Below are 22,920 nucleotides of genomic sequence, written 5' to 3' on the forward strand. Positions count from 1 at the left end.
TTGCCTGCCACATATTTACTCAAGTCAAATTACTTAATGGTGAGTATATTCAGGTACACTTCTACATACTTAATGCCCATTAACACTTTATATAAACAGCACTTTTAAAGCCAAAATCGCCGTTATTTATAAATTAATTAATCGCAAAGTCTTGGGTTTCTAAATAGCTGGGGGCGTTTTTAAAACATGCCGTTAGTTTACTTGCAAGCGTTGTATTTATTGCGCTGTCGCACTCTAATTCCCCGTTGTACTTCCCCCTAGTAAGCGGCACTAAGCTTAACGAGTCATAGCTTGGTTTACTTTGTATTTTATGAATTACCAAGCCTTGTTGCTGCGTTAGTTTTACTAATGAAAATGCATTTTTTGTGTTTTATTTGTCGTTAGCTTTTCAACATATAACGGATTTTAAAAGGTTAGTTTGGTAGTAAAACTGCTTTGGGATTAGCGTATTTACCAAATTTTGTTATTGACGATTTAGGGTTTACTAAACTAACTGTAAAGGGGGTTAACAGTCACTATAGCAAAGGCATAGCAATTATTTACAAGCCATCAAAAGCAGATGGCTGGCTCAATAAACTCATGCACTCTGTGTAAAGTATTTATCAATTTAAGGTAATACAGAGTATTACTTAGTTAAGCTGTGGTTAGCTAATATCGGCCACTACGCATCGGTTACGACCATGCTCTTTAGCATGGTATAGCGCCTTATCGGCACATTTATATACTTGGGCAATATCAGTACTATGCTCAGGCCAGGTTGCAATACCTATAGAAATAGTGATTGTTCCAATGGTGTTTATTTCTGTCGATTCTACTGTTTTACGTAAACGCTCTGCTATTTTATAGGCACTTTGGCTGTTTTCATTTGGTAGTACAAGAACAAATTCTTCACCGCCGATTCTTGATACTATGTCGTCTCTTCTTGATAGTTTTTTAATTATATTTGTTAGCGAAACTAAAGTTTCGTCGCCTTTATCATGTCCAAAAGTATCGTTAACACGTTTAAAAAAGTCGATATCAATTTCTAATATAGCGAATGGGGTTTGCTTTAGCATAAGCTGGTTAAGTAGCCCGTTTAAGCTTCTTCTGTTGTGCGTATCTGTTAAGGGATCTGTTTGTGAGTCATGGCGTAGCACACCTATTTGTGCTTGTAATAAAGTAACCTCTCTTAACATCGCTAACTTCAGTTTTTGACTTTCAAAATACCACGACTTCACGCTTTTAAGTTTTTCTAAGCTTTTTGGATCATCGAGTGTATTTGCGTTATCGGCTAATCGCTTTAGCGGCCTTGCTATAAAGTGTGCGAATAAACCAATAAAAATAAATGTGACTAATGCCATAGGTATTGTTTGTTCAATGACTTCAATAGTTAATGTATCTAGCGAAGAGAGCGTTGATTCTAATGGTCTTTGCGCCACTATTCCCCATTTAGATAAAGTAATGGGTGCGTAGCCTGCGAGCATCGGCTTATTTAAGCTATTAATAACCGTTGAAGTGCCTATTTCGCCATCTATAACAGCGTCAATCACAGCATTGTTAGCAATAACGTTGCCGATTCTGGCAGGTTCTGGGTGATATAAAATGCGCTTATTTGAGCTAACAACATAAAGGTACGAACCACCTTTGTAGTAATGTTGTTCTAAAAGCTCATTTAAAATATTTTTCTCTTTTAAATAAAGAGAGCCCCCAATATAACCTAAATACTTATCTTCAGAATCAAATAGCGGGTGCGAAATAAAAACAATTAAATTATCAGCTGCCGATAAATAAGGCTCACTAATTAATGGGCGTTTTTCTTTTAGTGCTTCTATTGCTCCTGGAGACTGTATTTGTTGGCCTATTAAACTTTCAAAGTGAGGCGACGTCGCTGCAACTACGCCATGTAAATTAATCACAACAGAGTTAAAGCTATCCGTTTGATGATTTAAACGAATGGCTTCATCGTTTAATAATTTGGAGTTATTTGGTGATTGCTCAATAATTTTAGCTGAGTATTCAAGCTGCTGAAGCGCAGACTTTAAAAAGTTATCAGTTGCGGAGGCTAATTTTTGTGCATAGGCTAAATTACTTTTTAGCGTATATGATGTTAACTGCTCTTTTTGAACCTGATAGGTAGAATAAAAACTCCCTACCAATGTGCTCAGTGCTGCAGAGAATGCGAGTAGCAATATAAGAAATCTTAAATTTAAAGCAGGTAGTAATTTATATAGCAAAGCTGCATTCCAAAGCACTAAAATTCAGCGCGTATTATACGAAGTTAAGTATTATACCCGTTTAAGTGTTTTTAATTAAGTTGGTTTGTTCAATTTAGCGACTATGCGTTAGGGTATGGCGTGATAAATAATATATTCCAGCATTGCCATTTTTTATCCTCCAGAAAGTAATAAAAAAACCATTAGCTTCAAATGAAACTAATGGTTTTTATTTATAGTACGTATTTAATCTTACGAATTATTTTTTCTACGACGTACGAACAATAATGGTGTAAGCAAGGTCATTAACCAACCAAATGAACCACTTGAGCTCTTATTAATAATAGACGTTGATGCAACAGCTGTATCTGTATTACCTTTGCTATCACTAACTTCTAATTGGAACGAGATAGTTTCATCGCTTGATACCTTAGGTGCATTAAATTTAACTTCAGAAGCCGAAGATAAAATAATAGTAACAGGTGTACCAGATAACTGAGTCCACGTATAAGTTAGTTCGTCATTATTTGCATCTGTTGATCCAGAACCATCAAATATAACAACATCACCTTCAGTTGTACTTGAAGTACCTGTAATTACAGCAACAGGTGCAGCTTCATTAACACCAAAGCTATAAGTAGATGAAACAGTACTATCGCCAATCGTATTTGTAAGTGTTAGCTCTTTTTCAGTTCCTACTTCTCTAGGAATTAAATCAAAACCTACAGATAGCAACTCAGTTGATTCGCCAGCCTTACGAGTAATAGTCCACTCAGCAGTATTTCCGCTTACAACACCATCATTAGTTACATTGGCAATTTCCTGACCTTCGGTAACCATTGCTTTTAATGTATAAACTTTATCTGCATTGGTAAAGTTTGGCTCTATATCAAAACTTACAGATTGCGCTTTACCTGCGATCATTTCTTGATTGCCAGCAGCTAACTCAGTAGATACAGTTTCAGTTACTTCATCATTAGCAAACGATACTGTTAATGGGATTTGAACTTCTGTAGAACCATCACCTGATTTCAATGACAGTAATGAGCTACTACCGCTGTTATCAGACCATGCAACTGTTAGGTCAAACGAACCATTGCTTTCTTCAACGGCAGCACTAACAGTGTCACTTTTAGATTCGTCATTTGTTAAGATTGATACTGCACTAATTACAACTTCATCTGTTGCACCTGGTGCTGAGGCAGTGTAACCGTCTGCTACAATGTAATAAGTATCAGCTGGTAAATTAAGGAATGTTAATGACTCGTTTGAGTTAGGACCAGCACTGCTACCAATGTTATTAAACTCGCTATCTAAAACTCGTAAATCAATGTCCGGCGCTGTTGCTGATGAAGTACTAAATACTACATTCGGTACAACTTCATCAAAAGTAAGTACTACAAAGTCTAAACCACCATCTTCAACAAATACTGTTTGTGGTTCAACTAAGTTAGAGCTTTTATCAAATACACCAACTTCAATATTATTCAAACTTTTAGACATTAAATCAGTGAATGTATAAGTACCGCTTGAGCGAGATGCCGCTATTGATAATGCTTCTGGTAAATTACTTTCAGCTACTTGCACTAAAATAGGCAAATGAGCATCTGGTAAACCGGCTGAAGTTAGTTCAAGGCTACCAAAGTTCCATACATCTGCAGCAGATGCGCTTACATCAGCAGTTACAGTTACGGTTTGTGTTTCGCCTGCTTCAATATCAAAGCTAGTTGGTGAAACAGTTAATGACATATTATTAGATGTTGATACTGGAGTTGCAGTCCAGTTCGCATCTTTAGTTGCTGTAAATGTACGAGTCCAAGTACATGTATCAATACATTGTGTATTTGTCATTGAAGGAATGTTAAGTGATAAAGGAACGCCACCCGTTGCAGGGTTTGCTTTCATGTAGTTACCAAACGTTTCATCCATGATAAGACCAGTATTAGTCGCTAAATTAACGCGAATACTACCTGAGCCCATATCAAATACGTCAGCTGGTGTTGAACCGTCTTCTTTACGCACATCGGTTGTAGCCGTCATCATTAATGCTGAACGAATGTTATCTGGTGTCCATGTTGGATGTGCAGATTTTAATACTGCACCAGCACCCGAAGTATGAGGCGCTGACATTGATGTACCTTGTAAGAAGGCAAAGTCACCAGGAGAAGGGGCTGTTACATCATTACCAAAATCTTGGTCATTGTAAGCCGCGTAAATTGATACACCTGGCGCTGTAACAGAAGGAGTCATAATATCAGCAGTAGTGCTGTTAGGACCACGAGATGAGAAGTCAGCCATATCATCAGCTTGACCAACAACCAAAGTGATTGCAGGGTCGATAGAAATTGTCATACCTGAAGTAGAAGCTAATGCATCTAATAAATCTTTACCTGAGTTTTCAGATATAGCTACAGCAGGAATAGTTGTACCTTCTAAGCCTGACATAGTAAGACGTGTATCACCATCTGTATTATTGTAAATAATAACGGCTTCAGCGCCTGCAGCAGTTGCATTAGCAACTTTATCTGAGAATGCACATGCACCACGACTAATTACAGCAACAGCATCTTTAAATGAATCAGCAGCAAAAGCACTACAGCCTTCAAAATTATTTGCATCAACAGATAAAGACGTAATAGGAGGAGCCGTTACAATTTCAGTAAATATAGGACCTGTGCCGTTTGAATATGCAAACGCTTCATCGTTAAATGTAACAAAGCTATCTAATGATCTACCATGCGTTGAAGCACCAACAACAGTATACCAAGGTGCATTTTTTGATGTTGTGTACGCTTCTGGACCATCGTTACCAGCAGATACTGCGGCAAAAATACCCGCTTCTTGTGCTGCTAAGAAACCAAGTTCAGTAGAACTTGCCCAAGGGTTACCACCACCACTAATTGAATAGTTTAAAACATCAACGCCATCAGCAACCGCATCATCTAAAGCGGCAACAATAGCTGCACTAGGGCAACCTGTATATTTATCATCGGTATTACCAGGGCTACAAATTTGGTAAGCAACAATATTGGCATGCGGTGCTACACCTGATATTTGTTCAAACGAAAATGTATCATTAACTATACCATCACTTTCTAATACACCAGTTTCTAGTGCAATTAACGGTACATTTTTTAAAATATTACCGCCTGCTGTACTTGCTGTGTGTGAGCCGTGACCGCCGTAATCTTCACCATTTTTAGCTGGCGGTGTAGTACCAAAAACTTCTACATCGTCATAGTTATCAGTAACACTTGCATACGAGCGTACGCCAATTAATTTGTCGTTACATAGTTCAACAAAGTCACCTGCACAATCACCTACGTAATTACCAGCACCCCAAGGGTTAGTATGGTCGTAACCATCACCGCCAATGTCAGCGAATGAGTCGTGATCTGTATTTACACCACTATCAATTACACCAATAATAACGCCTTCACCCATATTAGTGGCTGAATTACCTTCGCCTTGCCATACTTGGGTGGCACCAATATGAATAGGACCGGTGTCAGTATCCATTGTTTCCATACGTTCACGTTCAATATAATCAACGCCATCTAAAGCAGCTAACTTTACAGCTTGCTCTTGAGTTAAGCGCATAGCAACACCGTTGAATGCATTTTTGTATTGATATACAACGTTTGCTTGTTTACCTAATGAAAGGCGCGCTTTAGAAAGGAAACTTTGTTGTTTATCTTCAAGGTAGTTGGTGTATTGAACCGCGTCAGTAGATTTAACATCTAAACGTAATTCATTACGTACCTGTTGCGAGCTCATTTTGCTATTAGCTAATTTTGAAAAGAGTTCTTTTTTTGCTATTTTAGGGCTTGTAGCAGCAAAACCAACAACGCTGCCATCATAGGTCGCTAACGGTAGATCTGCTAGGCGAACAATATAAGTATATTCACCAGATGCTAAATCAGGCTCAACAACGATTTTTTTTATTGCTTTAGCTACACGAGTAGTTGAAGTAGATGATGTTTTAGTTTTGTCGACTGCTGACTTTGCAAGTGCTATTTGTTGATGAACACTGCTTCCGCCGGCTGCTGAGCTTAACGATACGGTTAATAGAGCTGCTGAAACAGCTAATGCTACTTGGGTCTTCACTGAACACTCCTTGCGCTTTTGTACGCATGTAATTATTATTTTTGGTAATTTATTTAAAAAATTTAAGTGAATTTAAATTAAAATAAATAAGGTTGCTTTGAAAGATAACACATGTCATTAGAATGTAAATATGGTGTGCTTTGGCTTTGGTTGTAGTTTATGAATACTGTAATTTTAAAAGTAAAAAAGTAGGTGCTTAAATAGACTAATAAAACATACAATGATCAAAAAGAGTAATTTATAAAGGGGAGTTAACTCCTGATTTGTAAGGGGTTTATGTTTATTTCTTTCCAAATTCGCCAATGAACAAGCTTAAATAAACCGTTAACTAAATTTCATTAATTGCAAAAATAAAGGTTTACATTCGTTTACATGATGTATATTTGAATACGTTATTTTATTTGAGATGAAACATACTGGCTTGGCTTTTATTGAAATTCTATCTATAAAAAATGCATATTTTATCACCCTGCCATCATTGAACTTAGAGTTTGTCCATCTTATATAGTTACAGTTTGCTTAATCCTGAGATACTCTTGCAAGCTATGCCTAGTGTCAACAGGCCTAAATTAAGCTGCTACTTTTAATCTGTATAGAGGTAAATGAAAGCAACTGTGTTGCATGCAAAAAACGTAAAAAATATGAAGCTAGGGCATGTTTCCCTTTATATTTTGTTATTGTCTATTTATAGCGAATAATTACACTGCATAAGCCTCACCTTGTCAAAAAACCAAACACACAGCAGTAAATTCAACCTCAAAAGATAAACTCGACCTAACAATATATATTTTATTTACATGCCAACTATAGCGCTCATATGCAATTAAGTTACTAATAAATACAAAACTTAAGCACCTATTGAATTAGTAAAAACACTTAGCGTATGGCTTTGCAGTTGCACTGAAAAGTAGTTAAGCTGCATACATTTATCTACTTTTTAGCCTTGGAGTGTGTTTTGCTAAATAAGTGTATTGTACCGTCTATCGTTTTTTTATCTGGGTGTTTAATGCCATTACAATCCTCGTTTGCTAAACCCGTGCTTTCTCTTGAACAACAACTTGGGCAAAAGTTAATACTCGACTTTCGCTACTTTTGCCAGCAAGGAGCAAGTAATAAATGCCGAACTCCAATGACCGAGTTACCTAATGAGCTTGCTACCGTTATTGCTAAATACGATATTGGTGGGGTTATTTTATTTTCTGAAAATACCCAATCAATAGAACAAACCATTACGCTTAATAGCCAATTGCAAACAGCTGCAAGTAAATCCAGTAGTAAGCTGCCGCTATTTATATCAATAGATCAAGAAGGCGGACGTGTAGCACGGTTACCACGCGATGTTGCTACATCATTTACCGGTAATATGTCGATTGGCGCAACCTACAAAAAACACGGTACGAGCTTTGCGACAAAAACAGCAACTGTTATAGCTAAAGAACTAAACTCGCTGGGTATCAATGTAAATTACGCGCCCACGGTTGATGTAAACATGAACCCCGATAACCCCGTTATTAACGTACGCTCGTTTGGTGAAAACCCAGCATTAGTGAGTAAATTAGGCGCCGCACAGGTTGCAGGATTTGAGAACAACGGTGTTATTACCTCGTTAAAGCACTTCCCGGGCCACGGCGATACAAACGTAGATAGCCATACAGGTTTGCCTAAAGTAAACCATGCAAAAGAAGTTATTTACGAGCAAGACCTAGCACCGTTTAAGCACATTATCGCCAAGCAAAACCCAGGCATGATAATGACGGCGCATATTCAATACCCAGCGCTCGATAGCACAACGTTCATAAGTGTTAATGGCAAAACTATGATAAAACCGGCAACAATGTCGCGCGCAATCATTACTGATATTTTACGTGGTGAGCTTAATTACCAAGGTGTTGTAGTAACTGATGCGCTTGATATGGCTGGCATTAGTAACTTTTTTACACCAACTCAAGCGGTAATAAATACATTTTCAGCTGGGGCTGACATTGCCCTAATGCCCGTTGAAATTAGAACGCCAGATGATTTAAACAAGCTCGATAACCTTATTAAAGAGCTTGTTGCAGCGGTTAAATCAAACCAACTTGATGAGCAAGAAATAGCACAATCTGCGATGCGTATAATTACGCTTAAAAATAAATTTAGATTAAGCACTAATTTTGACCCTATTACCGCGCTCATAAATGCAAAGCAAACAATCGGCAGTGCAGCACATCGCGAAATAGAAGCGCAGCTTGCTGTAGAGGCAATAACGCAGGTTAAAAATAATAACAGTACTTTGCCGCTTAATTTAAAAGCAGGAAGTAATGTTCATATTATTATGCCCGACACGCGTAAATGTATGGCAATGCAGCAAGCGATTGAAGCTATCAGCCAGCAAAAACTAAACTATAGCTGTAGCAGCCTACAAGGGTTTAACCCTGCACAAGCTAAAACACAAATACACGCTGCTGATGTAGTTATAGCCGGCAATGCAACGCCTAATCAAAGTGCGGTAGAAATTGGCGGTATGGATGATTTAAAAGACGATCCTAATTTTGCACTTAATAATGCAGAGCAACCAAAAGCACTTGAGTCATTATTAAATATGGCAAAAGAGGAAAATAAAAGCACTGTTTTTATAAGCCTAAGAGCACCTTACGACATTGCTAAATTTGGCGATTATGCAAATGCTGTACTTGCATCTTACGCATATAATATTGATGTAGATAAAAATGATATTGTATCTGGTCCTGCTTTTACCGCACTTGCAAAAGTGTTACTAGGAGAAGCACCGGCTAACGGCGTATTACCTGTCACAATAAAACCGCAAAAGGCGCACTAATATGAAACTCAATTGTGATTTAGGCGAAAGCTTTGGCGCGTGGAAAATGGGGCTAGACGATGACGTTATGCCACATATTGATATGGCCAATATTGCGTGTGGGTTTCATGCAGGTGATGCCGATGTAATGGCAAGCACGCTCACTCTTGCCAAGCAACATAACGTACAAATTGGTGCTCACCCAAGCTACCCAGATAAGCAAGGCTTTGGTAGGCGCTCAATGGTACTTAGCGAAAAAGAGCTTACAAATTGCCTGCATTATCAAATAGCCGCTATTGAGGGCATGGCAAAAGTACAAGGTTTAACACTTAGCTATGTTAAACCGCATGGCGCACTTTATAACGACATGATGGCTGATGAGCAAATATTACAAACCGTTATAAATGCAATTGCTAGCTACCCAATAGATTTGAAACTAATGGTCTTAGCGACTAAAAATGCCAATAAGCACATTCAAATAGCTAAAAGCTCAGGAGTTGATCTAATACTCGAGGCATTTGCCGACAGACAGTACACCGACGACGGGCATTTAGTGTCACGAACACTTGAGGGTAGCGTTCACAACAAAGCGGCATTACTAAAACAAGTAACTCAGCTTTTATCCGATGGCAGCGTGACAACACGAACTGGAAAAAAACTAACGCTCAAAGCCCATAGCATATGCGTACATGGCGACAACGCTGATGGCATAGCGCTTATAAAGGATATAAAAGCCCTGTGTAACTCAGCTAACTAAACTTTTACACAACCTCAAATAGAAGCTGTAAACCCCCTTTACAGCTTTAACTCATAGAGTTAAATAAGAGCTTCATCGCATCCTACTGTTAATTTAATAATCCCTAACATATAACTACTTAGCAAATTAAAAAAGTAACAACAGGGATTAAAATGAAAAAGCTTTTAACACTTAGCCTCATTTTAGGCTGTAGCAATTTAGCCTACGCTGAAACAAATACACTACAACTGCAAGACGTGTTTAATTTAGAATATGCCAATCAAATAGATATAACCGAAGACGGTAAAACTGTTTATTTTGTGCGTAACCGCATGGATATAAAAACAGATCGCAAAGTTGGTAATATTTGGTCTGTTGATTACAAAACCAAACAAATGCAGCCGCTAACCTCTGGCGTGCATATGGATTATTCGCCAGTACTTTCTCCTGATGGTCAACGCCTTGCGTTTATATCAACTCGCGATGGCAGCAGCCAAATATATATAAAATGGCTTAAAACAGGTGCTATGGCAAAAATTAGTAACTTAACGAGTAGTCCACGTTCGATTACATGGAGCCCTGATTCTAACCAATTAATATTTAGCATGTTTGTTCCAAGCGCTACTTCAGCGCCAGTGAGCTTACCAGGCAAACCAAAAGGTGCAACGTGGGCAGAACCCGCAAAATTTATTGATGATGTGTATTACCGTTCAGATGGTGGCGGTTACACGCAAAAAGGTTTTAGCCAATTATTTTCCATAGATGCTAACGGTGGTAATGCCAAACAACTCACTCATGATGAGTTTGATAACGCGGGCGATGTAAGTTTTAGCAACGATGGCAAATCGCTTTATTTTTCTGCGAACAGGCACACAAACAACCAGCTAAAACCCACAAACAGTGAAATCTATCAACTCGAGTTAGCCACACAAAATATAACTAAAATTACTGACCGAAACGGACCTGACGAGCAGCCTAAAGTATCGCCCGATGGTCGTTATTTAGCGTACACAGGTTACGATGATAAACGCACTAACTACGAAAACGCTCAGCTTTATATTCGTGATTTAAAAACAGGTAACACAACAAGCTTAACGCCAGATTTTGATCGTAGCGTAGGTCAAATAAAATGGAGTGCAAACTCCAAAGGCATATACTTTAGCTATGCAGATAAAGGTCAAACCGCCCTCGCCTATCAACCACGCAGCGGCAAGCGTAAAATAATAACAACTCAAATTGGCAGTGTTGCCTTTGGTCGCCCTTATTCTGGTGGTGACTTTGATGTAAGCGAAGATGGCGAAGTAGCCTTTACCCTTGCCGATACTCAGCGCCCTGCTGATATAGCAACAATTAAACGCGGTAAAGCGCAGCGTTTAACTACCCTTAATGCAGATGCACTGGGCGACAAAGCTTTGGCTAAAGTGGAAGAAATTTGGATTAAATCAAGTCACGATGAGTTACCTATTCAAGGATGGATTGCTTACCCACCAGAATTTGACAGCAGCAAAAAATATCCGCTAATACTAGAAATACATGGCGGTCCAGTAGCTAATTACGGTCCACACTTTAGCGCTGAAATTCAGCTGTTTGCAGCCAAAGGAAATGTGGTTTTATACATGAACCCACGTGGCAGTGATTCATACGGTAAAGAGTTTGCACAAACTATTCATCATAATTATCCAAGTAACGATTTTGATGACTTAATGACTGGCGTTGATGCGCTAATAGCGAAAGGCTTTATTGACGAGTCTAAATTGTTTGTAACCGGTGGTTCTGGCGGTGGTGTATTAACAGCTTGGATTGTAGGTCATACCGATCGCTTTGCTGCGGCTGTAGTTGCTAAGCCTGTTATTAATTGGATCAGCTTTGTACTAACTGCCGATTTTTACCCGTTTTTTGCTGATTACTGGTTTCCGGGTAAACCGTGGGATCACATCGAGCATTACATGAAGCGCTCGCCTATTAGTTATGTTGGAAACGTTAAAACTCCTACTATGTTGCTCACTGGCGAATCTGACTACCGTACACCAATATCAGAAACTGAGCAGTTTTATCAGGCATTAAAACTACAAGGCGTTGATACTGCAATGGTGCGCATTCCTAATGCATCGCATGGTATTACAGCTCGCCCATCAAACTTAATGACTAAAGTAGCTTATATTCAATGGTGGTTTGATAAACACACTAAATAAACTCTGGGTAATAAATTTATAGCTCAAATAAAAGCCACTTCAAATAAGTGGCTTTTGTATTTACCGCCTTAGTATTCAAACTGTAAACCCCCTTTACACTTCTGTGACAGTTAAATATCGGACTTAGCTAAAACTTCAGTTAGTAAAATTTCGGTTTATAGCATTTTTTGTAACTTGAGTTGGTAAAAAATCGGTTTGAGTCACTGTTTATAGCCTATCAGTTAGTAAAATTTTGTTTTATAGCACAGAGAAGTTAGTAAAAAATCGGTTTATAAATTCGCTAAGTTTGCCTATTAAAGCAAAAATCAGTCACTTACCTGCCTTTTAAAGTTGTTGTAAACGCTTTTTACAGCAAAATCACCCCAAATATGCCGTTTTATGAAAGGTTAGTTAAACTCTGATCTGTAAATCCACTCAGGTAGTTAAATAGTGATCCAACATGATTTGGCAAGGGCGTGTTGAACTTTGGTGGGTTAATTTGCAGCAGTATGTTTGGTTTTTAGGCAAGGCGGAGCTTATGTAGTGTGGTTATTCCCCATGAATAGGCGATAACGTAGCATAAATACCAAACATGCGCTGCCCTTTGGGTTCTTTCTAGGGGCGATAAACTCTTTGTTGCCTACATGGATGTAGGTAAGGGGCGTGAGCAGGACGCGGAAGCTTTGCTCGGTTTTTACTTAGCCCACTAGGTTACAAACCTCGCGCCGCGATTTAATCGCCCCTAGATTGAACAAATTTCAATCCACAAAGATCAACACGCCCTAGTTAAAGTCTGATCTGTAATTATGCTTCAATGTTCTAACTTTACTTAAAGCAATAAAAAAGGGCCTATTGGCCCTTGAGTAACACTATCTAGTTAGGAATTAAAACTGGTTCATGGTGTTGTCTTCACCACCGGCTTTTAGCGCGTTATCACCAGAGAAGTATTCTTTGTGCGTATCGCCCATGTTAGACCCTGCTAGGTCTTGGTGCTTAACAGAAGCTTGCTCACGGCGAATTTCTTGGCGTTGTACATCACGTACATAAGCCAGCATACCCATATCGCCAAAGTAACCTTCTGATAAAATATCAGTGCTTAGCGCAGCTGTATGGTACGTAGGCAGAGTAATTAAGTGATGGAAAATACCTGCTTCACGTGCGCCATCGCGCTGGAAGTTTTGCACTAGTAAATCGGCTGCTTGCGCAAGTTCTGTTGCATCCATTTCTGGTGCCATAAGGCCTTTATTGTCGCCAAGGCTTGGGTAAGCACTAAGGTCACGGCCTGCTTCTTCCCACTCTTGATACACTTGCTCACGAAACTTAAGCGTCCAGTTAAACGAAGGCGAGTTGTTGTATACCAGTTTTGCATTTGGCACGTGTTCTTTAACACGATTTACCAGTTCTGCAATTTGCTTAACATGAGGTTTTTCTGTTTCAATCCACAGTAAATCAGCGCCCGACTGCAAGCTCGTAATACAATCTAGTACTACGCGGTCTTTTTCAGTGCCTTCGCGGAATTGAAATAAACCGTTATCTAGGCGAGTTGGTTTACATAACTGGCCATTAATTTTCATTGCTGTGTCGCCTTCATTTAAGTCATCAACACCGTTAATTGGCGTCGTTTCTAAAAATGCATTGTATTGGCTTGCTAAGTCACCTGGTGTTTGTGACACAGGTACTTTTTGAGTAAGGCTTGCACCTAATGAATCTGTACGTGCCACAATAATACCGTTATCAATACCAAGTTCTAAAAAGGCGTAACGTACTGCGTTAATCTTTGCTAAAAAGTCTTCGTGTGGAACGGTCACCTTACCCGCTTGGTGACCACATTGTTTGGCGTCAGATACTTGGTTTTCTATTTGAATGGCACACGCACCGGCTTCAATCATTTTTTTAGCCAGTAAGTAAGTTGCTTCTTCGTTACCAAAACCTGCGTCAATATCAGCAATAATTGGCACAACATGAGTTTCAAAGTTGTCTATTTTATCAATAACAGCTTGAACGTCACCGCCATTCGCTTTTGCTGCATCTAGGTCGTTAAACAAGTGGTCTAGTTCACGTGCATCAGCTTGCTTTAAAAATGTGTAAATTTCTTCAATTAATGCAGGTACCGATGTTTTTTCGTGCATGCTTTGATCTGGCAGCGGACCAAATGCAGAGCGAAGTGCTGCAACCATCCAGCCACTTAAGTATACATAGCTGCGTTTAGTTGTTTTTTGATGGCGCTTAATAGCCATCATCATTTGTTGCGCAGTAAAACCATGCCAACATCCTAAAGATTGTGTGTACAGGCTTGTGTCGGCGTCATATGCAGCCATATCTTCACGCATAACGTCTGCTGTGTATTGCGCAATTTCAATCCCTGTACGAAAACGGTTTTGTAAACGCATACGGCTTGCGTATTCAGGGTTAATAGCTTTCCATGCGCTGCCTTGTGATTGGCAAAGAGTAGAGAGTGTGTCTGTTTCGCGTTGATATGTTGTCATAATAAAATCCTTCGAACGAGTGTGTAATACCAACCTGCATAAATCTTTGATCAATTTAACGAATTAAATTGCACTATAACGTCGTTAAAAATTTTTTATTTAGAATAACTAGATACAAAAATTTTTGCCTAGCTCTAGCGTAATTTTCTTAACGTTAAATAGACCCCATACATAAGCAGATTGGTATAAATTATTTTAATGTTGTGAGAGTGGCCAGGAGTGTGTGCTCCGTTTCGCTTGATTCAACATTAGGCTCCTTTTCTAGATTTAGTAAATTTATAGTTGTTATTGTGGCTATACATTTTGTGAATGGCTAAAAAGCACTCAACATTGCCTTTTTGAGTTATTGTTGCCTTAACGCACAAGCACACAACAACATCGCGACCGTTTAAGGAAGGCAATTATGTCCCACACTCTCACACATTCAGGACTCAGCGTAGACACACAACTGGCTGATTTTGTTAAAAATCAATTACTACCAGGCACTCACTTAAGTGAACATCAATTTTGGCAAAGCTTTGCACATATAGTTCAAACACTTACCCCTACAAATAAGGCACTGCTTGAAAAGCGAGAATTGCTTCAACAGCAAATAGATGACTACCATCTTGCTAATAAAACGTGGGATAGCGTTAAGTACCATGCCTTTTTGCAAGATATTGGCTATTTAGTTAAAGAGCCTACCAACTTTGAAATTGAAACCCAAAATGTAGAACCCGAAGTAGCCCTTACAGCAGGTCCTCAGTTGGTCGTGCCTGTCAGTAACGCACGCTTTGCACTTAATGCCGCTAACGCACGTTGGGGTTCGTTATACGACGCTTTATACGGTACAGATGTGTTAAGCGAAGACGATGGAGCCGAAAAAGGCAATACCTACAATCCTGTTCGTGGTTTTAAGGTAATGGCCTACGCTCGCCAGTTTTTAGATAAAGCATTGCCGCTCACTAATGGCTCGCATATAGAAAGCACTAATTATTCAGTAGTAGATGGCGCACTTTTAATTACGTTACGTGATAGCTCTCAAACCACATTAGCTGACCCATCTCAGCTTATTGGCTATCAAGGTGAAGCACAAAACCCAACCGTAGTGTTATTAAAAAACAATGATTTACACATAGAGCTACATATCGATCACCACCACATTATTGGCCAAGCAGATAAAGCAGGCTTAAAAGATGTAGTGTTAGAGGCCGCTCTTACAAACATTATGGATTGTGAAGATTCTGTAGCTGCGGTAGATGCAGAAGATAAAGTACAAGTTTATAAAAATTGGCTTGGTTTGATGCAAGGTAACCTAGTTGAATCGTTTAAAAAAGGCGATAAAACTGTAGAGCGTACTCTGCAAAGTGATAAAACATACACCGCACTCGATGGCGGCACAGTTACTTTAAAAGGCCGTAGCATGATGTTTGTTAGAAACGTTGGCCATTTAATGACGAACCCTGCTATTACCGATGTGTACAATCAACCGGTATTTGAAGGCATTATGGACGCCATGTTTACTGCAACTGCGGCATTGCATGACCTAAATAAAAAAACAGGTATAAAAAACTCAAGCGCGCAAAGTATTAATATAGTAAAACCAAAAATGCATGGTCCTGAAGAGGTGGCGTTTACTAACACTTTATTTAGCTTAGTAGAGGAAGCGCTAAGCTTACCTAAAAACACGCTTAAAATGGGTATTATGGATGAAGAACGCCGTACTTCTGTAAACCTAAGAGCCTGTATTTATGCAGCTAAAGAGCGTGTTGTATTTATAAATACTGGATTTTTAGACCGCACAGGCGATGAAATTCATACCTCTATGCAAGCGGGCGTTGTGCTTCCAAAAGCACAGATTAAGCAGCAACCATGGATACAAGCTTATGAGGATCGCAACGTCGATATTGGCCTTGCTTGTGGCTTAAGTCATAAAGCACAAATAGGTAAAGGCATGTGGCCAATGCCAGATAAAATGGCATTAATGATGGAGCAAAAACAAGCGCATCCTAAATCAGGCGCTAATACAGCATGGGTGCCCTCCCCTACAGCCGCTACCCTACATGCAATGCATTATCACGATATAAACGTATTTACTGAGCAGCAAAGTATAGCTAAACGTACTATTGCGAGCCTTAATGACCTGCTTACACCGCCGCTAATGACAGACCCTAAAACGCTTTCAAAAGAAGATATTCAAAGCGAGCTTGAAAACAACGCACAAGGCATTTTAGGTTACGTTGTACGTTGGATTGATCAAGGCGTTGGCTGCTCAAAAGTACCCGACATTAACCATATCGGGCTAATGGAAGACAGAGCAACACTGCGTATTTCAAGCCAGCATATGGCTAATTGGTTACTAAATGGCGTGTGCTCAAAGGCGCAAATAAAATTAACAATGGCTAAAATGGCCAAAGTGGTTGATGGTCAAAACGAGCACGACGCTGCGTATACACCCATGGCAACAAACGAAGAAACCCTTAATAACAGCATAGCGTTTCAAGCTGCACTTGCACTGGTTTTGGAGGGTGTAACACAACCTAGTGGTTACACTGAACCACTGCTACATAGCTACCGTATAAAATATAAAGCACAAAAAACGAATACGCTTTAACCGCTTAAGCAAAGTTCAGATTAAGTGCTAAACCAGCTTTTAAGCTGGTTTTTTATCGCCTAAAATTAGAATAACATCACTTTTAAGGCATTTTAAAAATATATATTCAAATAAGCATAATACACATGAATATCTAACATTTATTCAAACGTAAAAAAACGTGTTTTGCATACACAAAACACGCTTTTTAAAGCTTTAGTTAATTAAATCTAATTTTTTACAATGGCATTGTGATAAATATTTTGTACATCGTCACAATCTTCAAGCATATTTATAAACTTATCAAAGTTAGCAATAACTTCTTCGTCTTCAATTTCAATATTAACTTGAGGAATAAACGTAATTTCGTCTACTTCAAAGTTAATGCCTTCAAATGCGTCTTCAAGGGCAGTTTTAGCTTTAAAGTATTCTGTTGGTGGTGCAAATACCGATATTTTACCGTCCTCGGCTTCAACATCGCTAACATCAACATCAGCCATCATTAATGCTTCTAATACTATTTCGTCGTCATCACCCGCAAAGCCAAGTACCGCATAATGATCAAACATATGTGCTACGCAGCCAGGAGTACCAATTTTTGAGTCTGTTTTAGTAAACGGTAAGCGTACATCTTTAATTGTACGGTTCGGATTGTCAGTTAAACAGTCAACTATAACCATGCAATTACCAGGGCCATAGCCTTCGTAACGGGCAACAGAATAGTCTTCCCCTGCGCCACCGGCTGCTTTTTCAATTGCTTTATCGATAACGTGCGCGGGTACTTGGTCTTTTTTAGCTTTTTCGATTAGACGGCGTAGTGTTTGATTTACTTCGGGATCGGGATCGCCACTTTTTGCTGCAACGTAAATCTCTTTACCATACTTTGAGTTTACTTTTGTTTTTGCATTGGCTGTTTTGATCATAGAACTTTGACGAACTACAAATGCTCTGCCCATTTTGTGCCCCTAATGAATACGTTACGTTTTGCGGTATTTTACCAATTCAAAACGTATTGGGCTAGGAACAAACGTTATTTTGTAATTTAAATAACGTAGCACTTATTCTTAAATAAATTTAATAGTACGCTATTTAACATAACTCTATTTTTTCAGAATAACTCTCAACTAATGTCACTAATTCAACAAAGTCATGTAAAACGTAATCTGCCTGATCGGCATAAGCAGGCGTTGACTCTGGAGCGTATAAACACGCGCGCATATTTGCATTGTGCGCAGCTTGAATGTCGTAAAGGTAATCGCCTACATAAAGTAAATTTCTGGCGTTAATGTTCCAAAGTGTAGCAATGGCATTTAAAGCGCTGGGATCTGGCTTTGCTGGGGCATCGCTTCGCGTTAAAACTGTGCTGATAGGGAGTGGATTATTTTGTAATTTAATTGCCGCTGCTTTATCAAAATTGCGAGTAACAATCGCCATCGGAATATTTTTAGACTTTAAAGCATGAATAGCTTCACTCACACCAGGTAATATACTGGCATGTTGTGCATCTATTAATTCGTGTTGGTGAACTATATTCATTGCCTCTTCACGCATATACGGTGAGGGCAACTGAGCAATGTAATCAAGTAAATCTTGCTCGCAAGGGCAACCTATTTGGGCCTTTATTAATGCAAAATCTAATTCTGATGAAACCAATGTTCCATCTAAATCAAAAATCACTCCAAAAATAGCCTCAACCTGAGTAGTCATATCATTCCCTGAATTTAGTTATTACTAAATGAAATTTAAACATAAAATTCTCTACTGCTTATGCCCTAGGTCGGTAAATACAAAGGGATAAATGAAACTAACTATATTTAAATATTAATACGCACCATTATCAATCTATTGATAACAAAGTAATTTAAGTGCTTGATATATCATGCGCAAAAAAAGGTAAATATACAAATTGAACTCACAAATTTTACGTAAATTTACAAATAACAGATCAAACATGAACGCAGTTTAAACGTATGAAGAAAACGCGCACATAAACTGCTGTGCGCGTCGGTTGGGGAAGTTTTAAATATTAATTTTGCTCAAAGCGGGCTTCGAGCCAAGTATCATCTTGAGCAAAGTTTAAAGTTTTAATCTTACCTTTGCCCTCAACGTTTACCATATTTACCTGAGATGGCCATAAATCACGAAGTGCGCCATTACTCATTTTAATTCCTTCAATGTTTTCAGGAATTGGTGCTTCTTGGTAAACCCAAAAAAACTTACCATCAACTTGTGCTCCCACAAAGTTAAGTGGTAAAGGTTCACCACTTAACGTTTGTAGAGCAACATGCGATTCAACATACTTAGCAAAACGTTGTTGGTCGGCTTTATTACTAATAATATCAATTTTGCCTTTAAACAATGTTCCTACGGCGTGTTCGGTATCATGTAAATAAAAGCGATGCATTAATTCAACATTATGCGTTCGTTTATTAAAAAGCACGGTTGTAACTGACGACTTTAGTTGATGCGCCATACTTGGCGCAGCAACTAAAAGGCAAACAATAATAAGCAAAAAGCGCATTATTGCTGCTCCTCACCGTCATCCTTTTCGTCTTTCTTCTCATCAGTTTTAAGCTCAGTTTTAATATCTTGCATGATATCGCGACTTACTTTAGCTTTACTCTTTTCCTTTTTAAACACTTCAATACGTGAAGGAATAATACGACGAGGGTAGTTATTGTTTTCAACATCTACGTCAGCTGTTTCCCAGCCTGGGTCAACAGTAACTGATACAAGCGGTTTGTTTTTATCGGTAACAATCAGCTTCTGAACGTTTTTATAATTACGACGCCAAATTTCAGCAGGAATATAGCGCTCTTCTTTAGTGCCATCTTCATATGTTAGCTCTAATAAAATAGGCATTACCAAACCACCAAGGTTTGAAAATTCCATAACGTAATAGTTTTTATCTTCTTCTAAAGCACGCTCAAGCGTTTTACGCTCCCACGGCTCTAAGCCTTTTAAAAACTTATTGTACGAGTTACGTTCTTTATTGGTTACAGTAAAACGGTCGTTTTCGTCATAAAAATCGGTAACATCAGAGTTTTTCTCAACCCATGTTTTTTTACCTTGTGCGCGGTTACGCTCAACAAATAATGAAGTAGGTTTGTCTGCTTCAATATCACGTAAACGGCTGTAATCAATATCAGGGTTTTTAGTGTCTAAACGTAGTTGATATACTTTATCTAAAGAGATATCTACATGGTCTGTGGTGTAAAACCAGCCACGCCAAAACCAATCTAAATCAACACCAGAGGCTTCTTCCATTGTACGGAAAAAATCAGCTGGAGTAGGGCGCTTATATTTCCAGCGCTGAGCATACTCTTTAAATGCGAAGTCGAATAAGTCACGGCCTAAAATTACTTCACGTAAAATATTAAGGGCTGCTGCAGGTTTAGTATAAGCATTAGGACCTAAGCGTAATACACTGTCTGACTGAGTCATAACAGGTACTTGGTTTTCAGACTTCATGTAGCTCACTATATCGCGAGGCTCAACACCCCAAGGAATAGTAGGATCCCATTCACGACCAGCAACGCCATCTAAAAAGCTATTTAAGCCTTCATCCATCCACGTCCATTGGCGCTCATCTGAGTTAACAATCATTGGAAAGTAAATATGACCCACTTCATGAATAACTACGCCAAGTAAAAAGCGCTTTTCAGCTTGAGAATAAGTACGTGTACCATCATCTTGTAACTTAGTACGCGGGCCGTTAAAGGTAATCATTGGGTATTCCATGCCGCCAACAGGGCCATTTACCGATTGCGCAGTTGGGTATGGGTAGTCAAAAGAATACTTAGAGTACACTTCCATTGTGTGTACTACAGCTTCAGTTGAGTACTTCTCCCATAAGTCACCACCTTCTTTAGGGAAGAACGACATTGCCATAACTAAAGGCTGAACGTCACCACCTTGTTGATAACCCTTTGCATCCCACATAAACTTACGAGACGACGCCCAAGCAAAGTCACGTACGTTTTGCGCTTTAAAGTGCCACGTTTTAGTTTTGTCAGTGCCTTCTTTTTCGTTTTCTAGCGCTTCTTCTGCGTTAACAATAAACACAGGACGCTTAGATGTTTCAGCTTGCTTTAAACGTTTGCGCTGAGTACTTGTAAGTACTTTGCTCGCGTTATCAAGTTTACCTGTTGCCGATACAATGTGATCTGCCGGAACAGTAATCTCAACATCGTAATCACCAAACTCAAGCGTAAACTCACCAGAGCCTAAAAACGGCTTGTTTGTCCATGCTTCGTAATCGGTATAAGCGGCTAAACGAGGAAACCACTGAGCAATTAAGAATATGTCGTTGCCGTCTTCTTCAAAGTGCTCGTAACCAGAACGTGCACCCACTGCATCTTCTTCAACAATGTTGAAGGCAAAGTTCATGCTAAATTCGACTTCTTTACCTGGTTTTAATGGCTCGTTTAAATCGATGCGCATTAAGGTATCAACTACAGTTACGCGTAGCTCTTTACCATCGTCATCTTTTACGCCACTGATTGTATAACCCAGTTCGTTGTCGCTCATAAATTGCTGACGACGTAATTCACCTAAACTTAATTTAGCGGGCTTTTGAGCTGGTAAGCTTTCTAAAGTGCTTTTAAATGTTTTTGTTGTTTCGGCAATAGAGTCACTCTTAAAAATATTTTGATCTAACTGTAACCATAAATATTTAAGCGTATGTGGTGAGTTATTTTTATATTCAATGCTTTGACTACCAGTGATGCGGTGCTTTTTTTCATCTAGCTTCACATCAATATCGTAGTTTACACGTTGCTGCCAGTATTTTTCACCTGGTTCGCCAGCGGCACTACGATAAACATTGGGTGTAGGAAGTGCTTCGTCTAATTGACGAAATTTATCAACAAAAGAACCTTTTGTTTGCTCAACCGAAGACGCCATAGCTGCACTCGATATTGCGAATGGCAATACAAAAGCACTTAGCGTAAGACCTATTTTTTTCATTGTTAGTCCTAATATAATTTTGTGAGCGTACTTTGACAAATATACCAGTTAGCTTCAATAAATTAGCGACCAAGTACCGTATTTTTAGGGTGATGTTCACTTAGTTTTTTAGATTGAAAAATACAATTATTTTGTAACAAAATACGAATAGATAAAAACTGTAAAGGGGGTTTACAAAATTGGGTTTTAATAATGGTTTTGATCGGTTAAATACTAAGTCCCAGAACTTAAAAAAATATCATTCATTTTATATATATTGCTAAAAAAGTATTGCTTTGGCATTACCAGGTAGACCATTAATCCTACGTATAAGTATTACTAATTCGCAACAAGTAAAATGGCCTAAAAGCCCTTTCTACTGAACAAAAACACAGTGAAACGAGTAAATAATTGGCTCAAATATTGCCGAACTTCATTAATATTCGCTATTTGTACGATAAATGACAAATAGTGTAATTTTAGGTTGATCTTTAGTGCTGTTTATATTTAAAATCGCCAACCTTTTTATTTGAGGCAAATAAATTCGTCACATTTATCCTCAAATTAATATCGATTACTAGCAAGAAATGCGGTGGGCTTATGGATTTTTACATCCTAAAAAAACAACAAGAACTAATTGCGATTCCAGCAAGTGAGAATAACTGTAAGCAGTATCTCGATTCGGGTTATTTTTATATCGATAAAGTAGCAGCGTGCAACGAAACTAATGCACTAAAGGCGCTACACGCAAAACAAACTAAAACGTTAAAAATTCCATTATTAATGGCACTTTTAGCATTACCGGTTGTTTTTTCAGCTTGGTACAGTTTAACCTAACGTAATGCATGCCTTAGGCTTGCATCTTTAACAGCCTTGGGTATATTGGCGCTCTTACGGTTTTATTAAGAGCGC

Annotated in this window: 13 protein-coding genes; 5 read left to right on the plus strand and 8 right to left on the minus strand. The window is 38.7% G+C overall.

Annotation, left to right across the window (positions count from 1 at the left end; all coding sequences use genetic code 11):
* Positions 1-133: 133 nt before the first annotated feature.
* The 3 genes from I6E70_RS05425 to I6E70_RS05435 form a co-directional block, all read right to left on the minus strand.
* Entirely contained in the window at positions 134-322 is a 189-nt protein-coding gene (locus I6E70_RS05425; protein ID WP_024592714.1) for a hypothetical protein, read from the minus strand.
* 322 nt (positions 323-644) lie between these two features.
* On the minus strand, positions 645-2,168 hold the full coding sequence (locus I6E70_RS05430) for a sensor domain-containing diguanylate cyclase (RefSeq protein ID WP_169044033.1): 1,524 nt from the start codon (positions 2,166-2,168) through the stop codon (positions 645-647).
* A gap of 276 nt (positions 2,169-2,444) precedes the next feature.
* A complete protein-coding gene (locus I6E70_RS05435; RefSeq protein ID WP_197188232.1) occupies positions 2,445-6,299 on the minus strand; it encodes a S8 family serine peptidase in 3,855 nt (1,284 codons plus the stop codon).
* Positions 6,300-7,305: 1,006 nt separating this feature from the next.
* Here I6E70_RS05435 and I6E70_RS05440 point away from each other — a divergent pair.
* From I6E70_RS05440 to I6E70_RS05450, 3 genes are all read left to right on the plus strand, one after another.
* Positions 7,306-9,117, plus strand: coding sequence for a glycoside hydrolase family 3 protein (locus tag I6E70_RS05440; protein WP_197188233.1), 1,812 nt, complete (start codon positions 7,306-7,308; stop codon positions 9,115-9,117).
* Position 9,118: 1 nt separating this feature from the next.
* A complete protein-coding gene (locus tag I6E70_RS05445; protein ID WP_197188234.1) occupies positions 9,119-9,853 on the plus strand; it encodes a 5-oxoprolinase subunit PxpA in 735 nt (244 codons plus the stop codon).
* A gap of 152 nt (positions 9,854-10,005) precedes the next feature.
* Positions 10,006-12,024, plus strand: coding sequence for a S9 family peptidase (locus I6E70_RS05450; protein WP_197188235.1), 2,019 nt, complete (start codon positions 10,006-10,008; stop codon positions 12,022-12,024).
* A gap of 863 nt (positions 12,025-12,887) precedes the next feature.
* Here I6E70_RS05450 and I6E70_RS05455 read toward each other — a convergent pair.
* Entirely contained in the window at positions 12,888-14,489 is a 1,602-nt protein-coding gene (locus I6E70_RS05455) for an isocitrate lyase (RefSeq protein WP_007583624.1), read from the minus strand.
* Positions 14,490-14,892: 403 nt separating this feature from the next.
* On the opposite strand from I6E70_RS05455, the gene I6E70_RS05460 reads away from it, so the two are divergent.
* Positions 14,893-17,082: a malate synthase G gene (locus I6E70_RS05460; protein WP_197188236.1), complete on the plus strand. Its 2,190-nt coding sequence runs from the start codon at positions 14,893-14,895 to the stop codon at positions 17,080-17,082.
* Between the two features lie 209 nt (positions 17,083-17,291).
* Here the strand turns inward: I6E70_RS05460 and I6E70_RS05465 are convergent, their stop codons facing one another.
* From I6E70_RS05465 to I6E70_RS05480, 4 genes are all read right to left on the minus strand, one after another.
* Positions 17,292-18,017 carry a YebC/PmpR family DNA-binding transcriptional regulator gene (locus I6E70_RS05465; protein WP_024591562.1) on the minus strand — a complete coding sequence of 242 codons (726 nt, stop codon included), beginning with the start codon at positions 18,015-18,017 and terminating at the stop codon, positions 17,292-17,294.
* A 133-nt stretch (positions 18,018-18,150) separates the two neighbouring features.
* The gene (locus I6E70_RS05470) at positions 18,151-18,768 is read right to left on the minus strand and encodes an HAD family hydrolase (RefSeq protein WP_007583617.1); all 618 of its coding nucleotides are present in this window, start codon (positions 18,766-18,768) and stop codon (positions 18,151-18,153) included.
* Positions 18,769-19,087: 319 nt separating this feature from the next.
* Positions 19,088-19,582, minus strand: a complete 495-nt coding sequence (locus tag I6E70_RS05475; RefSeq protein WP_007583614.1) for a DUF6702 family protein — start codon at positions 19,580-19,582, stop codon at positions 19,088-19,090.
* Entirely contained in the window at positions 19,582-22,029 is a 2,448-nt protein-coding gene (locus I6E70_RS05480; RefSeq protein ID WP_024592705.1) for a M1 family metallopeptidase, read from the minus strand. The genes I6E70_RS05475 and I6E70_RS05480 overlap by 1 nt, the downstream gene beginning before the upstream one ends.
* Before the next feature lie 579 nt (positions 22,030-22,608).
* On the opposite strand from I6E70_RS05480, the gene I6E70_RS05485 reads away from it, so the two are divergent.
* Positions 22,609-22,845: a hypothetical protein gene (locus tag I6E70_RS05485; RefSeq protein ID WP_002959190.1), complete on the plus strand. Its 237-nt coding sequence runs from the start codon at positions 22,609-22,611 to the stop codon at positions 22,843-22,845.
* The last annotated feature ends 75 nt before the right edge of the window (positions 22,846-22,920 follow it).

This window comes from Pseudoalteromonas sp. NGC95 (genome assembly GCF_015864705.1).
GTDB lineage: Bacteria > Pseudomonadota > Gammaproteobacteria > Enterobacterales > Alteromonadaceae > Pseudoalteromonas > Pseudoalteromonas arctica.

Coding starts and splice junctions, on each gene's coding strand:
- I6E70_RS05465 (WP_024591562.1), bottom strand. CDS start 18,017: ATGGGCAGAGCATTTGTAGTTCGTCAAAGTTCTATGATCAAAACAGCC.
- I6E70_RS05470 (WP_007583617.1), bottom strand. CDS start 18,768: ATGACTACTCAGGTTGAGGCTATTTTTGGAGTGATTTTTGATTTAGAT.
- I6E70_RS05440 (WP_197188233.1), top strand. CDS start 7,306: ATGCCATTACAATCCTCGTTTGCTAAACCCGTGCTTTCTCTTGAACAA.
- I6E70_RS05480 (WP_024592705.1), bottom strand. CDS start 22,029: ATGAAAAAAATAGGTCTTACGCTAAGTGCTTTTGTATTGCCATTCGCA.
- I6E70_RS05445 (WP_197188234.1), top strand. CDS start 9,119: ATGAAACTCAATTGTGATTTAGGCGAAAGCTTTGGCGCGTGGAAAATG.
- I6E70_RS05455 (WP_007583624.1), bottom strand. CDS start 14,489: ATGACAACATATCAACGCGAAACAGACACACTCTCTACTCTTTGCCAA.
- I6E70_RS05475 (WP_007583614.1), bottom strand. CDS start 19,582: ATGCGCTTTTTGCTTATTATTGTTTGCCTTTTAGTTGCTGCGCCAAGT.
- I6E70_RS05450 (WP_197188235.1), top strand. CDS start 10,006: ATGAAAAAGCTTTTAACACTTAGCCTCATTTTAGGCTGTAGCAATTTA.
- I6E70_RS05485 (WP_002959190.1), top strand. CDS start 22,609: ATGGATTTTTACATCCTAAAAAAACAACAAGAACTAATTGCGATTCCA.
- I6E70_RS05460 (WP_197188236.1), top strand. CDS start 14,893: ATGTCCCACACTCTCACACATTCAGGACTCAGCGTAGACACACAACTG.